Below are 18223 nucleotides of genomic sequence, written 5' to 3'. Positions count from 1 at the left end.
CTCCTTCATGCATGATTTCGCGCGTATAACCGCATCCTGCCGCCACGCCCTGTGGCCAATCCGCTAAGGTCAGGCTAAGTTAGGTAACCCTTATCAGCGGGGGCGGCTGCGGAACGCCTTCGGCAGATATCTCGATGTCGAGATAACTCTAGTACATGTCCGGGGCGGGGACGAGGTGCACACCTCGCGGCTGTCCGTTGTCATTCAATCGAGGCGTTTGACAGCGAACCCGGCCGCTTCGGCTTCCTTGACAGCGAACCTGGCCGTGCCGGGTGACGGACAGGCTTGGCCGATTGCTAGGGAAGACGCCGAAGCTGAACCAGATTGAGCCAGGTCTCCGGATTCGGTTCCACATATGCGGCACGAACCGAATAGCGCCCTGGCTCCAGCTCCACCCGCAGATGGTTCTCTGGCTCCAGCTCGTCACCAGGCCAAGCCGAGTCGAACAAGACCACTGGCCCCGGCACGTCCCAAAGTTGCTCAGGCTCCCAACGGGCATCAGCGAGCGCGGCATCAACGCTGCCCAGAAGCTGCTCCTCCGATTCGGCGGCGCACCACCGCACGAACAGGCCGCGCTCCGGAAGGAAGGACGTCGAGGCGGGGTCATCACCGAGGATCAGGGCCTGCGACTGCCCGACCGCCACCAGGCCGGCATACCCGTCGACGCCGCAGGCTCTGTCGTAGTCGGTTTCAGACTCGTCGCTGTCCGCACCCGACCACGAAGACAGGACCACTTCGGGCACAACGATCAACGGCCCGCCACCGGACTCCACCCACTCGACTGCACCTGGATCTGCATACCTCGTCATGCGAGGAAGCTACAGGCCGCCGGGTGACAACAATCATGGCCGGCGACGCCTCCGCGTCCCGGCACACACACGGTCTGATCGTTTGGCATCCAACCTTGTCGCCCCAGGTCAGGACACCGCACCGGACCACCGTGACTGCCAAAGGACAGCGGCCCGCCGGAACCGTCCACCGGGCGGCCGCTCCGGCACGCCGGGATGACCTCGCGCCGCGAGGTCCGGGCGCCGGCCGGCGCGGCGCGTCGGGTGGGGTGGCGGCGGTCAGGCCCGTACGACGGTGAACAGCACTGGCGTACGGATGCCGATGTGGGCGGCGGCGTCGGCTGCGGTCGCGGCGAGCCGGCCGACCGCGTCGCAGGACCACTCCGCCAGCTCGCCGGAGAATGTCATTCCATGCAGGGGCGGAAACCGTTCCAGAAGCTGTCGTCGAACGGCGACGCCGGAACGCCCCCCGGCGGAGCGAGCTCGTCGAGCCCACCCGTGAACACGTTCCGCTCCGGAGGGACGAGGCGGCGGCGAGCCGAAACCTCGACGCCCCGCACCGGCACAGGACCTGGACCGCGGTCGGGCGCACGGCGCCGATCGCTCTGCCGTGTCCTGCGCGCAGCGCAGGACACGGCTGCACAGGAAGCGGCCGGACGTCGAGCCGGCCCGTCGCAAGCGATCGCTGATGGAACGACCGGTACGCGTCGTACTCCGAGGCGGGATCGTGCCACGTGGAGGGGACCAGCTCTCAGACCGCGGACGCGTCGGGGGACCCGGCCGCATCCCAGAGCGGTTTCGAGCGATTGGCCCGATTCGACCGGAGAAGGGCGCGGCGGAGTCCGGGTGGCGCAAGCCGGGTTGGGCCGGAAGTGGAATCTGACGGACCGATTGCACCCGTCTGCCGCACCCCACGCGAACCACATCTCATATCTGAGATACGGTGCATCCATGGCAGACGACTACCTCGTACGCATCGGCAAGCTCATCCGTGACGCCCGGCAGCACCGGGGCTGGACACAGAGTCAGCTCGCCGACGCCCTCGGCACCAGCCAGAGTGCGGTGAACCGCATCGAGCGCGGCAACCAGAACATCAGCCTTGAGATGATCGCCCGAATCGGTGAAGCGCTCGACAGCGAAATCGTCTCCCTGGGCTACGCCGGCCCGATGCACCTGCGCGTCGTCGGCGGACGCCGCCTCTCCGGCTCCATCGACGTCAAGACGAGCAAGAACGCGTGCGTGGCGCTGCTGTGCGCCTCCCTGCTCAACAAGGGACGCACCGTCCTGCGGCGGGTGGCCCGCATCGAAGAGGTGTACCGGCTCCTCGAAGTCCTCAACTCCATCGGTGTCCGCACCCGCTGGATCAACGACGGCGTGGATCTGGAGATCGTCCCGCCGGCCCAGCTCGACATGGACGCCATCGACGCGGACGCGGCCCGCCGCACCCGCAGCATCATCATGTTCCTGGGCCCGCTCCTGCACCGCACGGACCAGTTCCGCCTGCCGTACGCCGGCGGCTGCGACCTCGGCACCCGCACCATCGAGCCCCACATGATCGCCCTGCGCCGCTTCGGCCTGGACATCACCGCCACCGAGGGCATCTACCACGCGAAGGTCGAGCCGGGGGTCTCCCCGGGCCGGCCCATCGTCCTGACCGAACGCGGGGACACGGTCACCGAGAACGCCCTGCTGGCCGCGGCCCGCCACGACGGGGTCACCGTCATCCGCAACGCCTCCTCCAACTACATGGTCCAGGACCTGTGCTTCTTCCTGGAGGCCCTGGGCGTCGAGGTCGAGGGCATCGGCACCACCACCCTGACCGTCCACGGCGTACCCGCCATCGACGTCGACGTGGACTACTCGCCCTCCGAGGACCCGGTCGAGGCGATGAGCCTCCTGGCCGCCGCCGTGGTGACGGAATCCGAACTCACCATCCGCCGCGTCCCGATCGAGTTCATGGAGATCGAGCTCGCGGTCCTGGAGGAGATGGGCCTCGACCACGACCGCTCGGCCGAGTACGTCGCCGACAACGGCCGCACCCGCCTGGTCGACCTCACGGTCCGCCCCTCCAAGCTCGAAGCCCCGATCGACAAGATCCACCCGATGCCCTTCCCCGGGCTGAACATCGACAACGTCCCGTTCTTCGCCGCCATCGCCGCGGCCGCCCAGGGCAAGACCCTGATCCACGACTGGGTGTACGACAACCGGGCCATCTACCTGACCGACCTGAACCGCCTCGGCGGCAGGCTCCAGCTCCTGGACCCCCACCGCGTCCTGGTCGAGGGCCCCACCCGCTGGCGCGCGGCCGAGATGATGTGCCCCCCGGCCCTCCGCCCCGCGGTGGTCGTCCTCCTCGCGATGATGGCGGCCGAGGGCACCTCGGTCCTGCGCAACGTGTACGTCATCAACCGCGGCTACGAGGAACTCGCCGAACGCCTCAACTCGGTCGGCGCCCAGATCGAGATCTTCCGGGACATCTGAGAATCCGGAAGGCTCGCCCCGGACGGGGCAGGGTTCGAAGCCCCCGTCAGCCGGTTCACAACCGGCCGACGGGGGCTTCACCGTCTCCCGGCCCGGGGGTCAGCCCAGGTACTCGTTCCGCCACTGTACCGGCGGCCGATGTGGGGGATGTCCCCGATCCGGGTCTCCTGCGTGTCGTGGAAGAGACACATCAACGCGACCCTGGCCGGGTCGACGCCCTCCATCATGGCCAGCACGGCGCCGATGATCCGACCCTGAACGAGTGCTCGGCGATCGACTCGGGGTGTTGTTGCCACGACTACGACATGGACCGCGTCGCCGCGTCGATCTCGGGGCGGGAATTCGCGCACCGGGACCTGACCCCGGCGGCATGATCGGCTACAGCTCCAGCCTGATCCCGGCCTCCCGTACAAGGGCCAGGGCGAGATCCAGTGCTCCGGGCCCCTGCACGGCGGCACCCCTCAGGAAAGCCGCCCCACCCACGTCCGCCATCGTGCAGTCCTCGAACCGCACCCGCTGCACCTGCACGTTGCCGAACTGGGCGCCGGTCAGATCGCAGTGCGAGAACAGCGCATCCCGCAGCTCGGCGAACTGGAAGTCCGCCTGCGTCAGGTTGCAGTCCTCGAAGGTCACCGACTTGAACTTCGAATGCCGCCACAGCGACAGGTCCGCTCGGTCCCCCTCGAACCGTACGTCGTTGAAATGCGACTGCGACCAGGACGCCCCGGTCAGACGGCCGGCCGTTACCTCGGCCCGTACGAGGGACACGTCCTGAGCGCGCAGCGTCGCGAAGTCGCAAGTCTGGAAAACCGTGTCGGAGAACACCGCCTGCCTCATGCACGCCCCGGTGAACCGCACCCCTTCGAGGCGAGACTGCTCAACCTCCACCAGCTCCAGGGTGTGACCGGCGAGAACGTCGCCGTTGTATGCCACGCCGCGGATCATCGCGTCCTCGACGAAAGCGTCATCAGGCCGGCTTGCAGGGCGCAGGGTCGCGGGAAGCCGGGGCTTCTGGGGGTTCCTCGGGCGTACCGCTGTCACTGAGGGCATGACCTCGGAGACTAGCACCAACATAGGCCTATAGATGGCGAGTTAGCCCGGTTCGATAGGATATCGACTCCACACGCGTGGGCCGGTGGAGCGGCGGGCCGACGGCTCCACCGGCGGCAGGGGTGGGATTCGGTCGGATGGCTGATGGGGCCTCGCCCCGGGGCGGTGGGGCGGGCAGAATCCCCCGGGACGGTGACGAGAGGCGGGGGCGGGCATGCTGGTGCGGACGGGCGGGGCGGGGGTTCCCGGGCTGGAGGGGGTGCCGTTGCTCGGGTCGCTCTTCGACCTGAAGACGGACTCCCTCGGGACCTATGAGCGGGCCCGGCAGCGGCACGGGGACGTCGTACGGATCAGCGCCGGCCCGCCCGGGCTGCGCGCCGAGCTGTACTGCGTGTTCTCCGCGGAGGGCGCCCAGCGGGTGCTGGCCTCCGAGGCGGCCAACTTCCGCAAGGACAACGCCTTCTACCAGGAGGTCCGGGACTCCTTCGGCAACGGCCTGCTGACCAGCCAGGACACGGACTACCTGCGCCAGCGCCGGCTGGTGCAGCCGCTGTTCACCCGCAAGCGGGTCGACGCCTACGCCGGGGCCGTCACCGCCGAGACCGAGGACACCCTGGCCGCGTGGACGCAGGCCCGGGACGGGATCGTCGACGTCTCCGCCGAGATGATGCACCTGGCCCTGCGCGCCGTGTCACGGATCCTGTTCGGCGCGGACGTCGACGCCACCGTGGACGTCGTGCACCGGTGCTTTCCGGTCATCACGGAGTACGTGCTGCGCCGCGGCTACTCCCCCGCCAACCTCCCGCGCACCTGGCCGACCCCGGGCAACCGGCGGGCGGCCGTCGCGCTGGACGAGCTGTACACCGTCTGCGACGGGATCATCGCCCGGCGGCGGGGGGACGCCTCCGGGCAGCCGGCGGGCGAGGACCTGCTGACGCTGCTCGCCGTTGCGCGGAGCGCGGACGACGGCACCTTCGACGCCGCCGAACTGCGGGACCAGGTACTCGTATTCCTGCTCGCCGGGCACGAAACCACGGCGACCTCGCTGGCCTTCGCCCTGCACCTGCTCGGACGGCACCCCGAGGAGCAGGCCCGGGCCCGGGAGGAGGTCCGCGGCGTACTGGGCGGCGGGCGTACGCCGCAGGCCTCGGACCTGGAGCGGCTCCCCTACCTCACGCAGGTGCTCAGGGAGGCGATGCGGCTGTACCCGGCGGCCCCGGTGATCGGCCGCAAGGCGGTCGCCGCCACCGAGATCGAGGGCCATGCCGTCCCGGCCGGCGCCGATGTGATCCTGGCCCCCTGGGTGACGCACCGCCACCCCCGGTACTGGAGCGACCCGGAACGTTTCGACCCCGACCGCTTCACGCCGGAGGCCGAGGCCGGCCGCCACCGCTACGCGTGGTTCCCCTTCGGCGGCGGCCCGCGCGCCTGCATCGGGCAGCACTTCTCGATGCTGGAGTCGGTGATCGCGCTGGCGATGCTGCTGCGCGCCTACGAGTTCGAGGCCGTGGACCAGGAGATCCCGGTGAGCGCCGGGATCACCCTGCGGGCGGAGGGACCGGCTCGCTGCCGGATCCGCCGCGTGGAGGTTTAGCGGGCCCGCGGTCGTCACGGGCCTCAGGAAGAAGAGATTCCGACCCGGTTTCCCCGTACGTACGCCGGCCCCCGCGCGTCGCGGACGGCTCCCGGCCGGCCCTGCGGACGGTCGTCCGGGCCGACGGGGCCCGGCTGCGCGCGGCGCTGCGGTAGCGGGAGGGGCCGGTCAGCGGTAGTCGTCGGGGTGGTCCTGCATCCAGGTGTTGATCTCGTCCCGGGTGGCGGTCAGCGCGCTCTGGTGCTTCTTCAGGTTCTCGAAGCCGCGGTCACCGCCGAGTTGCCCGTCGAGCTTCGCGATCAGGGCGATCGGCTCGGGGAAGTGACCGGGGCCCTTCGGGTCGGCCTTCATCGCCCGGTCCAGGCGGTGGAGTTCGTCGTGGACGCGGCCGAGGAAGTACGCGCAGTTGCCGGGGGTGCAGGAGTCGCCCAGGGTCGCCTGGAGTCCGGCGAAGGCGTCCCGGACGCGTTCGGGCGGTGCGGAGGGCAGGCCGCTCGCGGAGGCCGGGGCCGTGGGCCGGGCGGTGGGCGTCGCGGCCGGTGACGCGGGTGACGCGGGGGCACCCGTACCGCCGGAGGCGCCGGGCGCCGGGGACGCGGCGGCGGAGGCGGCGGGCGATGCGGTGGCGGACGCCGAGGGCGGCGGGGCCGAGGCGGCCTTCGGCTCGGGCTCGCTCCCGCAGGAGACGGTGAAGGCCGCCAGGGTGACGGTCAGGGCTGCCGCGGCGACGCCGCGCACGGTCGATCGGAACATCGGAAATTCCCCCCGGTTTGCGATGAGCGGCAGAGCCTACCTGCCCCGCTCGTCCGGGACGGGAGCCGGGGTGTGGTTGCCCTGGAGGTGTTCCAGGTCCGAGGGCCGCACCTGGATCGCGAGGAGCGCGATGACGGCGCCGGCGAGCGTGAAGAGGGACGCCGCCACGAAGGCCGCGGTCACGCCCGAAGTGAGCACCTGGTCGGCCCAGGGGCGGGGAAGCTGCCCGGTGCGCGTGAAGAAGGCCTTCTGTTCGGGGCTCGCGGTGCCGAGGAAGGCCGGCACCTGCTCCTTCGCTTCGTTGCGGCTGGCCGTTCCGAAGACGGTGACCAGGATCGACAGCCCCAGTGACCCGCCGACCTGCTGCATCGAGTTGAGCAGCCCGGAGGCAGCGCCGGACTCGCGGTCGGGGACGCCGGACAGGGCCATCAGCGTCAGCGAGACGAACTGCAGCCCCATGCCGGTGGCGAACACCAGGAGCGGGCCGAGGATGCTGCCCGGGTAGGTGGAGTGGACGTCGCTGAGCGTCAGCCAGCCCAGTCCCGTCGCGCAGCACAGCGCGCCGGTGACCATGAAGGGCTTCGGCCCGTACTTGGGCAGCAACTGCGAGGCGAATCCGGCCGCCAGCGCGACCATGACGCTGACGGGCAGGAAGGCGAGTCCGGCCCGCAGCGGGCTGAAGCCGAGGACGTTCTGCACGAACAGGGTCAGGAAGAAGAACATGCCGAAGATCGCGCAGGCGAGGAAGAGCATGATCCCGTAGGTTCCCGCGCGGTTGCGGTCGGCGAACATGCGCAGCGGGGTGATCGGCTGGGGCGAGCGCCGCTCGTTGAGGAGGAACAGGGCCAGCAGGACCACGGCGGCGGCGAAGGAGCCGAGGGTGAGCCCGTCGCGCCAGCCCTCCTGGGAGGCGCGGATGAAGCCGTAGACGAGGCTGACCATGCCGCAGGTGCCCAGCAGCGCGCCGGGGAGGTCGAAGTGCCCGGGGTGGCGCGCGGAGTCGCGCAGGACCCGGGCGGCCAGGAAGGCGATCAGCAGGGCGATCGGGACGTTGACGAAGAACACCCAGCGCCAGTTGAGCCACTGGACCAGCACCCCGCCCGCCACGAGCCCGATCACACCGCCGCCGGCGGAGACGGCGGCGAACACGCCGAAGGCCCGGTTGCGTGCCGGGCCTTCGCGGAAGGTGGTGGTGATCAGAGCGAGCGAGGTCGGGGAGGCGATGGCCGCGCCGACACCCTGGAGGGCCCGGGCCGCCATCAGCTGGCCGGCGTTCTGGGCGAGTCCGCCGAGGAGGGAGGCCAGGCCGAAGAGCAGCACTCCGAAGACGAAGACGCGCTTCCTGCCGAGGATGTCGCCGGTGCGGCCGCCCAGCAGGAGCAGGCCTCCGAAGGTGAGGGTGTAGGCGTTGACCACCCAGGAGAGGCTCTCGGTCGAGAAGTCGAGGGCGGTCTGGATGTGTGGTAGCGCGATGTTCACGACGGTGATGTCGAGCACGACCATGAGCTGGCACGAGGCAATGACGAACAGGGCCAGCCCGTTTCCGCTCCCGCGGAGCTTGCCGTCGGTCCCGTTGTCGCTCGGCAGTGCGTTCGGGTCCACCAGTCGACGCTAAGCCCGGGGACGGAGGTCCACCACTCGAACGGCCTATGCCATGTGACATTGTACATGCCACAATGGGGATCATGGATGATTTCCTCAGGCTCTCCGCCGACACGGCCCGGTTCACGTACGGCTCCCCCCGGGCTTTCTCCTTCGGCGACGACGGCCGCCTCCTCTGGTTCCTGCGCTCCACGGGCCCCACCGATCCCCTGGAGAGCCTCTGGATCCTCGACACCGCCACCGGCACCGAAACCCGGCTCGCCGACCCGCGCGCCCTCTCCCCCGAGCCCGGCCCGCTCCCCGTCGCCGAGCGCCGGCTGCGCGAGCGCACCCGGCTCGTCGCCGCCGGGATCGGCTCGTACGCCCTCACCGGCGACGGCCGCCGCGCCGTCTTCCCGCTCTACGGAAAGCTGTACGAGGTCACCTGCGACGGCACCGGCACGCCCTCGCCGGTCCCCACCGCCGGCCCCGCCCTGGACCCCCGCCCCAACACCGACGGCTCCCGCATCGCGTACGTCACGGACGACGCCCTGTACGTCCACCCGGGCAGCCGCACCAGCCCCGCCGACGGAGCCCGCTGGGGCGTCGCGGAGTTCGCCGCCGCCGAGGAACTCGGGCGCACCCGGGGCCACTGGTGGTCCCCCGACGGGGTCACGCTGCTCGCCGCCCGCGTCGACGAGAGCGCCCTCCAGCGCCGCCACTTCACCGACCCGGCGCACCCGGAGCTCCCGGCCGAGGACTTCGCGTACCCCGAGGCGGGCGGCCCCAACGCCGACGTGCAGCTCTGGGTGCTCGGACCGGACGGCGGCCGGGTCCGGCTCGACTGGGACGCCGAGGCCTTCCCCTACGTCTCCGACGCGGGCTGGGACTCCGCGACGGAGATCCTGCTGACCGTCCAGGACCGGCTCCAGCTCAACGTGCTGCTGCTGAGCGCCGACCCGGCCACCGGCCGCACCACCGAACTCTCCCGCACCACGCACCCCCAGTGGGTGGACCCACTCGTGCCCGGTACCCCGGCCCGGCTGCCCGACGGCCGGATGCTCACCGCCACCGACACCCCCGGCGGGGCCGCGCGCGCCCTCGCCGTCGACGGCAAGCCGCTCACCGGCGACGGGATACAGGTCCGCCGGGTGGCCGGCCTGCACCAGGGCCTGCTGCTGATCGAGGCCGGGCAGCGCGACCCCGCCGAGCAGCAGGTGCTGCTGCTGGACCCCGACAGCGGTGCGCTGACCCCGCTCGCCGACGGTCCCGGGGTGCACTCCGTGTCCGCCGCGGCCTCCGGGGCGCTGCTGCTCACCGGCGCCGGCGCCGGGGGGATCCGGCGCACCGTACGCGCCCCCGACGGCCGGGAGTCCAGCCCCGCCGATCTGTCCGCGCCGCTGCCGTACCGGGTGGAACCGGTCCTGGAGCGGGTCACCGAACACGGGGTCCCGACCGCGCTCGTGCTGCCCCGCGGCCATGTCCCCGGCCGGAAGCTGCCCGTCCTGGTTGACGGTTACGGAGGACCCGGCTTCCAGGACGTGTGCGCCGAGCCGCGCCGCTGGCAGCACCGCCAGTGGTGGGCCGACCAGGGCTTCGCCGTGGTCACCGTCGACAACCGGGGCACCCCGTACGTCTCGCCCGCCTTCACCCACGCCATGTACCGGGGCTTCTCCGAGGTCACCCTCGAGGACCAGGTCGCGGCGCTGCGGGCGCTCGGCGAGCGCCACCGCGACCTCGACCTCGGCCGGGTCGGGGTGCGCGGCTGGTCGTACGGCGGCTACCTGGCGGCCATGGCCGTGCTGCGCCGCCCGGACGTCTTCCACGCGGCGGCCGCCGGGGCCGCGCCGACCGACTTCCGGCACTACGACACCGCGTACACCGAGCGCTACCTCGGACTCCCGCAGGAGAACCCGCGGGTGTACGAGCGTGACTCCCTGATCCCGGACGCGCCCGCGCTGGTCCGGCCGCTGCTGCTCGTCACCGGCCTGGCCGACGACAACGTCCACCCGTCCCACACCCTGCGCCTCTCCAGGGCCCTCACGGACGCCGGCCGCCCGCACCAGCTGCTGGCGCTGCCCGGGGTCACGCACATGACCCCGGGCGGGGCACGGGAGAAGATCATGGCGCTGGAGCTGGAGTTCTTCCGCCGCGAGCTGGGCCCGGCCCTCTGAGCGGCGCGAACGGCGCGGGGCCCCGGGGACTTCGTCGTCCCCGGGGCCCCTCCCCCTCCCGCGGTCCCGTCGGTCACCCGGGACCCACCGCCTACGCCAGGTGGCACGCCACCTCGCGCGAGGCGACGAGCCGCAGCGTCGGCCGCTCGGTGCGGCAGATCTCCTGCGCCAGCGGGCAGCGCGGATGGAAGGTGCAGCCCGGGGGCGGGGCGGCCGGGCTCGGCGGGTCGCCGAGCAGCACGATCCGCTCGCGCCGCCGCTCCGCCGCCGGGTCGGGCAGCGGTACGGCGGACAGCAGCGCCCGGGTGTAGGGGTGCTGCGGGTTCTCGTAGAGGGACTTCTTGTCCCCGATCTCGACGATCCGGCCGAGGTACATGACCGCCACCCGGTCGCTGACCCGCTTGACGACCGACAGGTCGTGCGCGATGAACACGTAGGCCAGGCCCAGTTCGGCGCGCAGCCGCTCCATCAGGTTGACGATCTGCGCCTGGACGGAGACGTCGAGGGCGGAGACCGGTTCGTCGGCGATGACCAGCCGGGGGCTGGTGGCGAGCGAGCGGGCGATGCCGATGCGCTGGGCCTGGCCGCCGGAGAACTCGTGCGGGTAGCGGTCGATGTGCTCGGGGATCAGCCCGGTCAGCTCCATCAGCTCGGCGGCCCGCCGGCGGGCGTCCGCCGCGCTCCAGCCCTGCACCATCAGCGGGTCGGAGATGATCCGGGCCACCGTCTGGCGCGGGTTGAGGGAGGAGTGGGGGTCCTGGAAGACCATCTGGATGTTCCTGCGCAGGGGCCTCAGCTCGCCCTGCGAGAGGTGGCTGATGTCCCGGCCGTCGAAGGAGACGCTGCCGGAGGTGGGTTCCAGCAGCCGCACCAGCATCCGGCCGGTGGTGGACTTGCCGCAGCCGGACTCGCCGACGAGGCCGAGGGTGCGGCCGGCCTCCAGGTCGAAGGAGATCCCGTCGACGGCCCGTACGGGTGCCGCCCGGCGCCCGGTCAGCGAGCGCTTGCCGGGGAAGGTCATGGTCAGGTCCCGTACGGAGAGCAGGGGCCCGGCCGGGTCGTCCGGCCGTGCGGCCCGGTCCTGGCGGGCGGCCGGGGCGGTCATCGGGACACCTCCGGGGTGGGGGCGGGGGCGGATCCCGCGAAGTGGCAGGCGGCCGTCCGGGCCGGGGACCCGTACGGGAGCAGCGCGGGCAGCTCGGCCGCGCAGCGCTCGCGCTCCTGCGGCGGGCCGGCGGCGGCCCGGGGGCAGCGCGGGGCGAAGGCGCAGCCCGGGGTGCGGTTGAGCAGCGACGGCGGGGAGCCGGGGATGGAGGGCAGCGGGACGTCGTCGGCGCTGTCGAGGCGGGGCAGGGAGTCGAGCAGCCCCCGGGTGTAGGGGTGGGCGGGGTCGGCGAACAGGGCGTCCGCGGGGGCCTGTTCGGCGGCCCGGCCGCCGTACATGACCAGCACCTCGTGGGCGACGCGGGCCACCACGCCCAGGTCGTGGGTGATCATCACGACGCCGAGGCCGCGTTCCTCCTGGAGGCGGGCGATCAGTTCGAGGATCTGCGCCTGGACGGTGACGTCGAGGGCTGTGGTGGGCTCGTCGGCGATGAGCAGGTCGGGTTCGCAGGCGAGGGCCATGGCGATCATCGCGCGCTGGCGCATGCCGCCGGAGAACTGGTGCGGGTACTCCCCGGCCCGGCGGGCCGGTTCGGGGATGCCCACCTCGCCGAGCATGTCGACGGCGCGTTTGCGGGCGGCGGCCCGTCCGGCCTTGAAGTGCACGCGGAAGTGCTCGGCGATCTGCTCGCCGACGGTGTAGTAGGGGTGCAGGCTGGACAGCGGGTCCTGGAAGATCATGGCCATCCTGCGGCCGCGCACCTTGGCCAGTTCCTTCTCGGGCAGGCCGGTGAGCTCCTGCCCGGCGAGGGTGACGGAGCCGCTGACCTCGGCGCCGGTGCGGTGCAGGCCCATGACCGCGAGGGAGGTGACGGACTTCCCCGATCCGGATTCTCCGACGATGCCGAGGGTGCGGCCCGCCTCGACGGTGAAGCCGAGCGAGTCGACGGCGCGTACGGTGCCGCGCGGGGTGGTGAACGTGACGCACAGGTCGCGCACTTCGAGCAGCGGGGTGGTCATCAGTACCTCACCCTCGGGTCGATGACGGCGTACAGGAGGTCGACGGCGAGGTTCGCGACGACGATGAAGAAGGCGGCGAGCAGGGTGACGCCGAGGACCACGGGCTGATCGGAGCTGACGAGGGCTCCGTAGAAGAGCCTGCCGACGCCGGGGAGCCCGAAGATGGACTCGGTGATGACGGCTCCGGCGAGCAGGCCGCCGAGGTCCATGCCGAAGATGGTGAGGATCGGGGTCATGCCGGAGCGCAGCCCGTGTTTGACGACGACCGTGCGCTCGGGCATGCCCTTGGCGCGGGCGGTGCGGATGTACGGCTCGGCCATCGCCTCGATCATCGAGCCGCGGCTCTGGCGGGCGTACATGGCGGCGTAGAGCAGGGCGAGCGCGGTCCAGGGCAGCAGCAGGTTCGCGGCCCAGCCGAGGGGGTCGTCGGTGAAGGGCTGGTAGCTGGGGTAGGGCAGCAGTCCGGCGGTGCGGATGACCCCGTAGATGAGCATGACGGAGGTGAAGTAGACGGGCAGGGAGGCCGCGGCGACCGCGCCGACCATCAGGGCCTTGTCGGTGGCGGTGTCCTTGCGCAGGGCGGCGGTCACGCCGGCGCCGAGGCCCAGCAGGAGCCAGAGCGCGGCGGCGCCGACGGCGAGGGAGGCGGAGACCGGGAGCCGGTCCATCAGCAGGTCCCAGACCGGCAGGGAGTTCTCGTACGAGTAGCCCAGGCAGGGGAAGTCGCACTGGACGGCGTACTGGCCGGAGCCGAGGGTGCGGCCGGTGAAGATGCCGGTGAGGAAGTCGGCGAACTGCCGCCACAGGGGCTGGTCGAGGCCCAGGTGGGCGCGTACGTCGGCCAGTCGTTCGGCGCTGCACGTCTTGCCGCAGGCGGCGGCGGCCGGGTCGGAGGGCAGGACGTAGAAGATGAGGAAGGTGACGGCCGCGATGGCGAGGAGCACGCCGGCCAGGGCGACGAGGCGGCGCAGGAGGTAGAGGATCAACTGCGGCCGCCCCTCGGGTCGAGGACGTCGCGCAGGGCGTCGCCGAGGAGGGTGAAGGCGAGGACCGCGAGGAAGAGGAAGACGCTCGGGATGACGAAGTACATCGGGTCGGTCTCGTAGAAGGCCACGGACTCGGCGATCATCTGGCCCCAGGACGGGGTGGGAGGACGGACCCCGACGCCGAGGTAGCTGAGCGCGGCCTCGGTGCTGATCATGCCGGGGATGAGCAGGGTGGTGTAGGCGATGACGGGGGCGGCGACGCCCGGGAGGATGTCGCGGGTCAGGATGCGCCAGGCGCTCGATCCGCCGACGCGGGCGGCGTCGACGTACTCGCGGTGCTTGAGGGAGAGGGTCTGGCCCCGGACGACGCGGGCGACTCCGGGCCAGCCGAAGAGCCCGATGACGGCGGTCATCAAGGCGATGCGGTTGACGTCCTTGGCCACCGACAGCATCGCGATCATGAAGATCAGCGAGGGGAAGGACATGGTGAGGTCCATCAGCCGGGACAGGACGGCGTCGGTGCGGCCGCCGAAGTAGCCGGCCGCGATGCCGGCGGCGGTTCCGGCGAGGACGACGATGGCGGTGGCCGCGAAGGCGATGAGCAGGGAGACCTGGGCGCCGTGGACGACGCGGGCGAACAGGTCGCGTCCGGTGACGGGTTCGACGCCGAGCCAGTGCTCGGGGCTGATCCCGCCGAGGGAGCCGAGCGGGAGGCCGCCGAGGTAGGGGTCGACGGCGCTCTTGTCGAACTCCTCGGGGGACCAGCCGCCGAGCGCTCCCAGCCAGGGGGCGGTGGCGGCCATCAGGACGAAGAGGAGGACGACGGCGGCGCTGACGCGGACGGCGGGGCGGCGGCCCAGTTCCCGCCGGGCGAGCTGCCAGGGGCTGCTGCCCGGGGGGAGGTCCTTGGCCGGCGCTCCGGGCGGCGGGGCGTCGGGGGCCGGGGCTCCGGACGCCGGTGCGGTGGTGGTCATGGCGCTGTGGGTCCCTGGCCGCCTCAGCCCTGGCTCTTCGAGGGGTCCTTGAGGCCGACGGTCGCGTAGTCGATGGTGCCGGTCCAGACGGGGTGGCCGTAGGCGCCGGCGATGTTGGGGCCGACGAGCAGCGGCTTGCGCTTGAGCATGACGGGGACGGACGGGGACTTCTTCATGATCTCCGCGTCGAGGTCGATCCAGGCCTGGTTGGCCTGCTTGGCGTCGGCCATGGCGTTGATCTCGTCGATCCGCTTCATGACGGCCTCGTCGCGGAACTGGCTGTAGTTGCCCTGGTTGCCCTTGTCCTTGATGGTGCGTCCGTCGAAGACGAAGGGGATCCAGGTGGAGCCGGAGGGGTAGTCGGGGCACCAGCCGGTGAGGGTCATGTCGGGCGTGGTGGAGAGGTCGCCGATGACGTCGTAGTAGGCGCCCGGGTCGACGGTGTCGATGACGACCTCGACGCCGGCGCGGGACAGGCCCTGCTGGATGGCCTCGGCCTTGCCCTTGTCGCCGGTGGAGACGGCCAGGGAGACCTTCAGGCCCTCCTTGCCGGCGGCCTTGAGGAGTTCCTTCGCCTTGGCGGGGTCGCCGGACGGGGCGATCTTGAGGGTGTCGGCCTGCTTGCCGCCGGACAGGGCCGGGGGCAGGTAGGCGGTGGCCGTCTCGTTGAGGGCGGGGCCGCCGCTCGCGGTGATGACGGCCTCCTTGTCGATCGCGTACTGCATGGCCTCGCGGACCTTGGGGTCGTTGAAGGGGGCGCGGGAGTTGTTCAGGTGGAGCATCTCGGTACAGCCCTGGGACTCGGCGAGCAGGCGCGCCTTGACGTCCGGCTTGGGCAGCACCTTGGGGGCGCTTTCGGGGCGCATGTCGGAGTATTGGACGGCGGAGGCGTCGGCGCCCTCGCCGGCGATGATCCGGTCGTCGATCTGGCCGCCCTTGAGGCCCATGACCACCACGAACTTGTCGGGGTAAGCCTTGCGGACGGTGTCGGTCTTCGGGTCCCAGTGCTCGTTGCGGACGAGCACGAGCTTCTTGTCGCGGTCGTACGTCTCGATCTTGTAGGGGCCGGAGGAGAAGGGGCGGGCGTCGTACTGGGTGCCCTTCTCCTGGGCCTGGGGGACGGGCGCGAAGGTCGGCAGGGTGGCGGTGGCGGAGAACTCGGCGACCGGGCGCTTGAGTTCGAACACGATCGTCCGGTCGTCGGGGGTCTTCACGGAGTCGAGGTGCTGTCCCTGGAGGGGACCCTTGTAGCCCTCGGTGCCGGCCAGGTACTGGGCCGCGTAGTCGGGGCCGCCGGTGAGGTCGGGGGCGAAGGAGCGTTCGACGTTGTACTTGATGTCCTGGGCCTTGATGGGGCTGCCGTCCTCGTACTTGACGCCTTCCTTGAGGGTGAAGGTCCAGGTGCGGCCCCCGTTGGAGGGGGTGCCGAGGTCGGTGGCGAGGTCGGGGACCAGTTCGCTGCCCGCCTTGCCGGGCTCGGCCTTGAAGGTGACGAGCGTGCGGTAGAGCAGCCGGGTCCCGAAGTCGATGGTCGGCATGACCCAGTTGCGGGCGGGGTCGAGGTGGGAGAAGTCCTGGTTGGACAGGACGGTGAGGGTGCCGCCCTTGACCGGGGTGCCGCCGAGGACCTTCCCCTCGTTGGCGGTGGCCGGGTTGGACGCGCCGCCGGCCGCGGGGCCCTTCTTGGTGCCGGAGCAGCCCGAGGCGCCGAGTACGAGCGTCGCCACCAGGGCGGTGGCGAGGGTGAGCTGGGTGCGCTTGGTCATGGGTCACTCCAGGGAAGGGCCGCGCTTTAGGGTGTGACCGGTAACATAGTAATGTGAAATTGCACTGACAAGGGGTTGTCGCCGCCGTTATCCAGCCGTGTCCAAAACCCGTCGGGTGAACGCGAGTTGGGCCCGGACCCGAAGGTCCGGGCCCTGGGGCCGTACGTGGTTCAGCCCCTGCGTGACGCGGGGTCGGATCGCCTGGGCCGCCGCGTCGGGGGCCGGCCCCGGCTCAGACGCCCGAGCCGAGCACGCCCGGTGTGCGGCCCACGGGTTCGTCGCGGCCCTGGGCCCAGAGCGAGCGGACGTGACCGAGGTGGCGCTGCATGCAGGCCTCGGCGGCCTCCGCGTCGCCGGAGAGCATCAGGTCGAGCAGCTCGATGTGCTCCTCGGCGGAGGAGACCAGCTTGCCGGCCTCGTCCAGGCCCGTGAGGCCGTACAGCCGCGACCGCTTGCGCAGGTCGCCGACGGTCTCGACCAGGCGCTCGTTGCCCGCGAGGGCGAGCAGGCCGAGGTGGAAGCGGCGGTCGGCCTCCAGGTAGCCGATGAGGTTGTGCTCGCGGGCGCTGCTGACGATCTCCTCCGCGACGGGGCGCAGGGCCTCCAGCTGCTCGGCCGTGGCGATCTTGGTGATCTTGCCGATGGTCGGGACCTCGATCATCGTGCGCAGTTCGGTGTACTGGTCCAGGTCGCGCTCGCTGACCTCGGTGATCCGGAAACCCTTGTTGCGGACCGGCTCCACCAGGCCCTCACGGGCCAGGTCGAGCATGGCCTCGCGGACCGGGGTGGCGGAGACGCCGAGCTCGGCGGCCAGGCCGGGCGCCGAGTAGACGCTGCCGGGGCGCAGTTCGCCTGCTATCAGGGCGGCCCGGAGGGCATGGCCGACCTGGTCGCGGAGCCGCTCCTGCGCCTTGATGAGACTGTGCTGCTTCAGGTCACCCATTGCTCTTCCTCCGAGACCCCGCACACAAGCGACGGGCAGGGGAACAGCGTACAATGTCACGTTTCGCCGCTGTCCCCGGTCGCCGCCCGGTAGATCGCCACCGCCACCGCCAGATCCTCCCAGGCCATGCCCACGCTCTTGAAGAGCTGGGGACAACTCGGCCGCCCCGTCAGCGGATCGCGGCCCCTCACCAGGTCGGCGAGGGTGCCGCTGATATGACCGGGGCCGATCGCCCCCTCGGCCTCCGGCACCAGCAGGTCCCCCGCCTCGCGCAGCGCCGCCGCGCGCGACTCGACGTACACCGCCGCGCGTCGCACGAGGGCGGTGTCCGTCTCCCGGGCGTCCGGCTCGTGCGAGCCGACGGCGACGACCACCGCTCCCGGGGCGACCAGCCGCCCGTCGAACAGCGGCTCCCGGGCGGTCGTGCAGCACAGGATCAGATCGGCTCCGGCCACCTCCTCGGCGGTGCCCGTACCTGTGCGGGCCGCGACCCCGAGGGACCGGGCGTGCGCGGCCAGCCGGGCGGCGCCCTCCGCGCCCCGGGCGACGACCACCGCCCCGGCCAGCTCCCGGACGGCGAGCACCGCTTCGAGGTGGCCGTACGCCTGCGGGCCGGAGCCGAAGAGCAGCAGCCGCAGCGGCCGCCCCTCCGGAGCCAGATGGCGCAGGGCGAGCGCGGACACCGCCGGGGTGCGCAGGGCGGTCAGGGCCGCGCCGTCGAGCAGGGCCAGCGGGGACAGGGTCGGGCCGTCCAGGAGGAGGTAGCTGCCGGTGATCCGGGGCAGCCCCCGCGCTGGGTTGGCGGGCGCGACCCCGGCGACCTTCACCCCGGCGTACGCGCCCGTGGCCGCCGGCATCAGCAGCAGCTCCCCCGCCGGGACGGGGACGCCGGTGCGCTGCGGGCAGGCCTCCGGATCCAGACCGGCGCGCAGGGCCCCGGCCAGGGCGTCGACGGCGGCCGCCGGGGTGATCAGTCGGGCCATCTCCCCGGCGCCGAACTGCGGGAGCG

15 protein-coding genes and 1 pseudogene are annotated in these 18223 nt (G+C 71.8%); 3 read left to right on the top strand and 13 right to left on the bottom strand.

From position 1 onward, the window contains the following. Positions 1 to 296: 296 nt before the first annotated feature. Entirely contained in the window at positions 297 to 809 is a 513-nt protein-coding gene (locus tag ACFY7H_RS16270; RefSeq protein WP_388938503.1) for an immunity 21 family protein, read from the bottom strand. Positions 810 to 1067: 258 nt separating this feature from the next. Further along, positions 1068 to 1196 (bottom strand): hypothetical protein, encoded by a 129-nt coding sequence (locus ACFY7H_RS16265; protein WP_388938501.1) that lies wholly within the window; start codon positions 1194 to 1196, stop codon positions 1068 to 1070. Between the two features lie 543 nt (positions 1197 to 1739). On the opposite strand from ACFY7H_RS16265, the gene ACFY7H_RS16260 reads away from it, so the two are divergent. After that, positions 1740 to 3269, top strand: coding sequence for a helix-turn-helix domain-containing protein (locus ACFY7H_RS16260; RefSeq protein WP_388938499.1), 1530 nt, complete (start codon positions 1740 to 1742; stop codon positions 3267 to 3269). A gap of 125 nt (positions 3270 to 3394) precedes the next feature. Here ACFY7H_RS16260 and ACFY7H_RS16255 read toward each other — a convergent pair. Both ACFY7H_RS16255 and ACFY7H_RS16250 read right to left on the bottom strand, forming a co-directional pair. Then, positions 3395 to 3552: pseudogene (locus tag ACFY7H_RS16255) on the bottom strand (HD domain-containing protein); the annotation flags it as partial. Positions 3553 to 3647: 95 nt separating this feature from the next. Beyond that, positions 3648 to 4202 carry a pentapeptide repeat-containing protein gene (locus ACFY7H_RS16250; protein WP_388938497.1) on the bottom strand — a complete coding sequence of 185 codons (555 nt, stop codon included), beginning with the start codon at positions 4200 to 4202 and terminating at the stop codon, positions 3648 to 3650. A gap of 331 nt (positions 4203 to 4533) precedes the next feature. Between ACFY7H_RS16250 and ACFY7H_RS16245 the strand changes: the two genes are divergently transcribed. Further along, positions 4534 to 5913, top strand: a complete 1380-nt coding sequence (locus ACFY7H_RS16245; protein WP_388938495.1) for a cytochrome P450 — start codon at positions 4534 to 4536, stop codon at positions 5911 to 5913. 168 nt (positions 5914 to 6081) lie between these two features. On the opposite strand, the gene ACFY7H_RS16240 is transcribed toward ACFY7H_RS16245, so the two are convergent. Together ACFY7H_RS16240 and ACFY7H_RS16235 are read right to left on the bottom strand one after the other, a co-directional pair. Beyond that, complete coding sequence (locus tag ACFY7H_RS16240) at positions 6082 to 6666, bottom strand: hypothetical protein (RefSeq protein WP_388938493.1); 585 nt, start codon at positions 6664 to 6666, stop codon at positions 6082 to 6084. Positions 6667 to 6702: 36 nt separating this feature from the next. Next, positions 6703 to 8268, bottom strand: a complete 1566-nt coding sequence (locus ACFY7H_RS16235; RefSeq protein ID WP_388938491.1) for an MFS transporter — start codon at positions 8266 to 8268, stop codon at positions 6703 to 6705. A gap of 83 nt (positions 8269 to 8351) precedes the next feature. Here ACFY7H_RS16235 and ACFY7H_RS16230 point away from each other — a divergent pair, with 83 nt between their 5' ends. Next, on the top strand, positions 8352 to 10421 hold the full coding sequence (locus ACFY7H_RS16230) for a prolyl oligopeptidase family serine peptidase (protein WP_388938489.1): 2070 nt from the start codon (positions 8352 to 8354) through the stop codon (positions 10419 to 10421). A gap of 91 nt (positions 10422 to 10512) precedes the next feature. Here ACFY7H_RS16230 and ACFY7H_RS16225 read toward each other — a convergent pair whose 3' ends face one another. From ACFY7H_RS16225 to ACFY7H_RS16195, 7 genes are all read right to left on the bottom strand, one after another. After that, positions 10513 to 11526 (bottom strand): ABC transporter ATP-binding protein, encoded by a 1014-nt coding sequence (locus ACFY7H_RS16225; protein WP_388938487.1) that lies wholly within the window; start codon positions 11524 to 11526, stop codon positions 10513 to 10515. Then, positions 11523 to 12545, bottom strand: a complete 1023-nt coding sequence (locus tag ACFY7H_RS16220; protein WP_388938485.1) for an ABC transporter ATP-binding protein — start codon at positions 12543 to 12545, stop codon at positions 11523 to 11525. Before ACFY7H_RS16220 ends, ACFY7H_RS16225 begins: the two co-directional genes overlap by 4 nt. After that, positions 12545 to 13531: an ABC transporter permease gene (locus tag ACFY7H_RS16215; protein WP_388938483.1), complete on the bottom strand. Its 987-nt coding sequence runs from the start codon at positions 13529 to 13531 to the stop codon at positions 12545 to 12547. The genes ACFY7H_RS16220 and ACFY7H_RS16215 overlap by 1 nt, the downstream gene beginning before the upstream one ends. Continuing rightward, positions 13528 to 14505, bottom strand: a complete 978-nt coding sequence (locus ACFY7H_RS16210) for an ABC transporter permease (protein ID WP_388938480.1) — start codon at positions 14503 to 14505, stop codon at positions 13528 to 13530. Before ACFY7H_RS16210 ends, ACFY7H_RS16215 begins: the two co-directional genes overlap by 4 nt. Before the next feature lie 23 nt (positions 14506 to 14528). Beyond that, entirely contained in the window at positions 14529 to 16271 is a 1743-nt protein-coding gene (locus tag ACFY7H_RS16205; RefSeq protein ID WP_388938478.1) for an ABC transporter substrate-binding protein, read from the bottom strand. Positions 16272 to 16503: 232 nt separating this feature from the next. Continuing rightward, positions 16504 to 17214 carry a GntR family transcriptional regulator gene (locus tag ACFY7H_RS16200; protein ID WP_388938476.1) on the bottom strand — a complete coding sequence of 237 codons (711 nt, stop codon included), beginning with the start codon at positions 17212 to 17214 and terminating at the stop codon, positions 16504 to 16506. Positions 17215 to 17270: 56 nt separating this feature from the next. Further along, entirely contained in the window at positions 17271 to 18197 is a 927-nt protein-coding gene (locus ACFY7H_RS16195; RefSeq protein WP_388938662.1) for an ornithine cyclodeaminase family protein, read from the bottom strand. Positions 18198 to 18223 lie beyond the last annotated feature (26 nt).

It is taken from the genome of Streptomyces sp. NPDC012794 (genome assembly GCF_042901085.1).
Lineage (GTDB): Bacteria > Actinomycetota > Actinomycetes > Streptomycetales > Streptomycetaceae > Streptomyces.
Note: the sequence above shows the minus strand (reverse complement) of the source record. Positions and strands in the feature narration are given on the sequence as shown.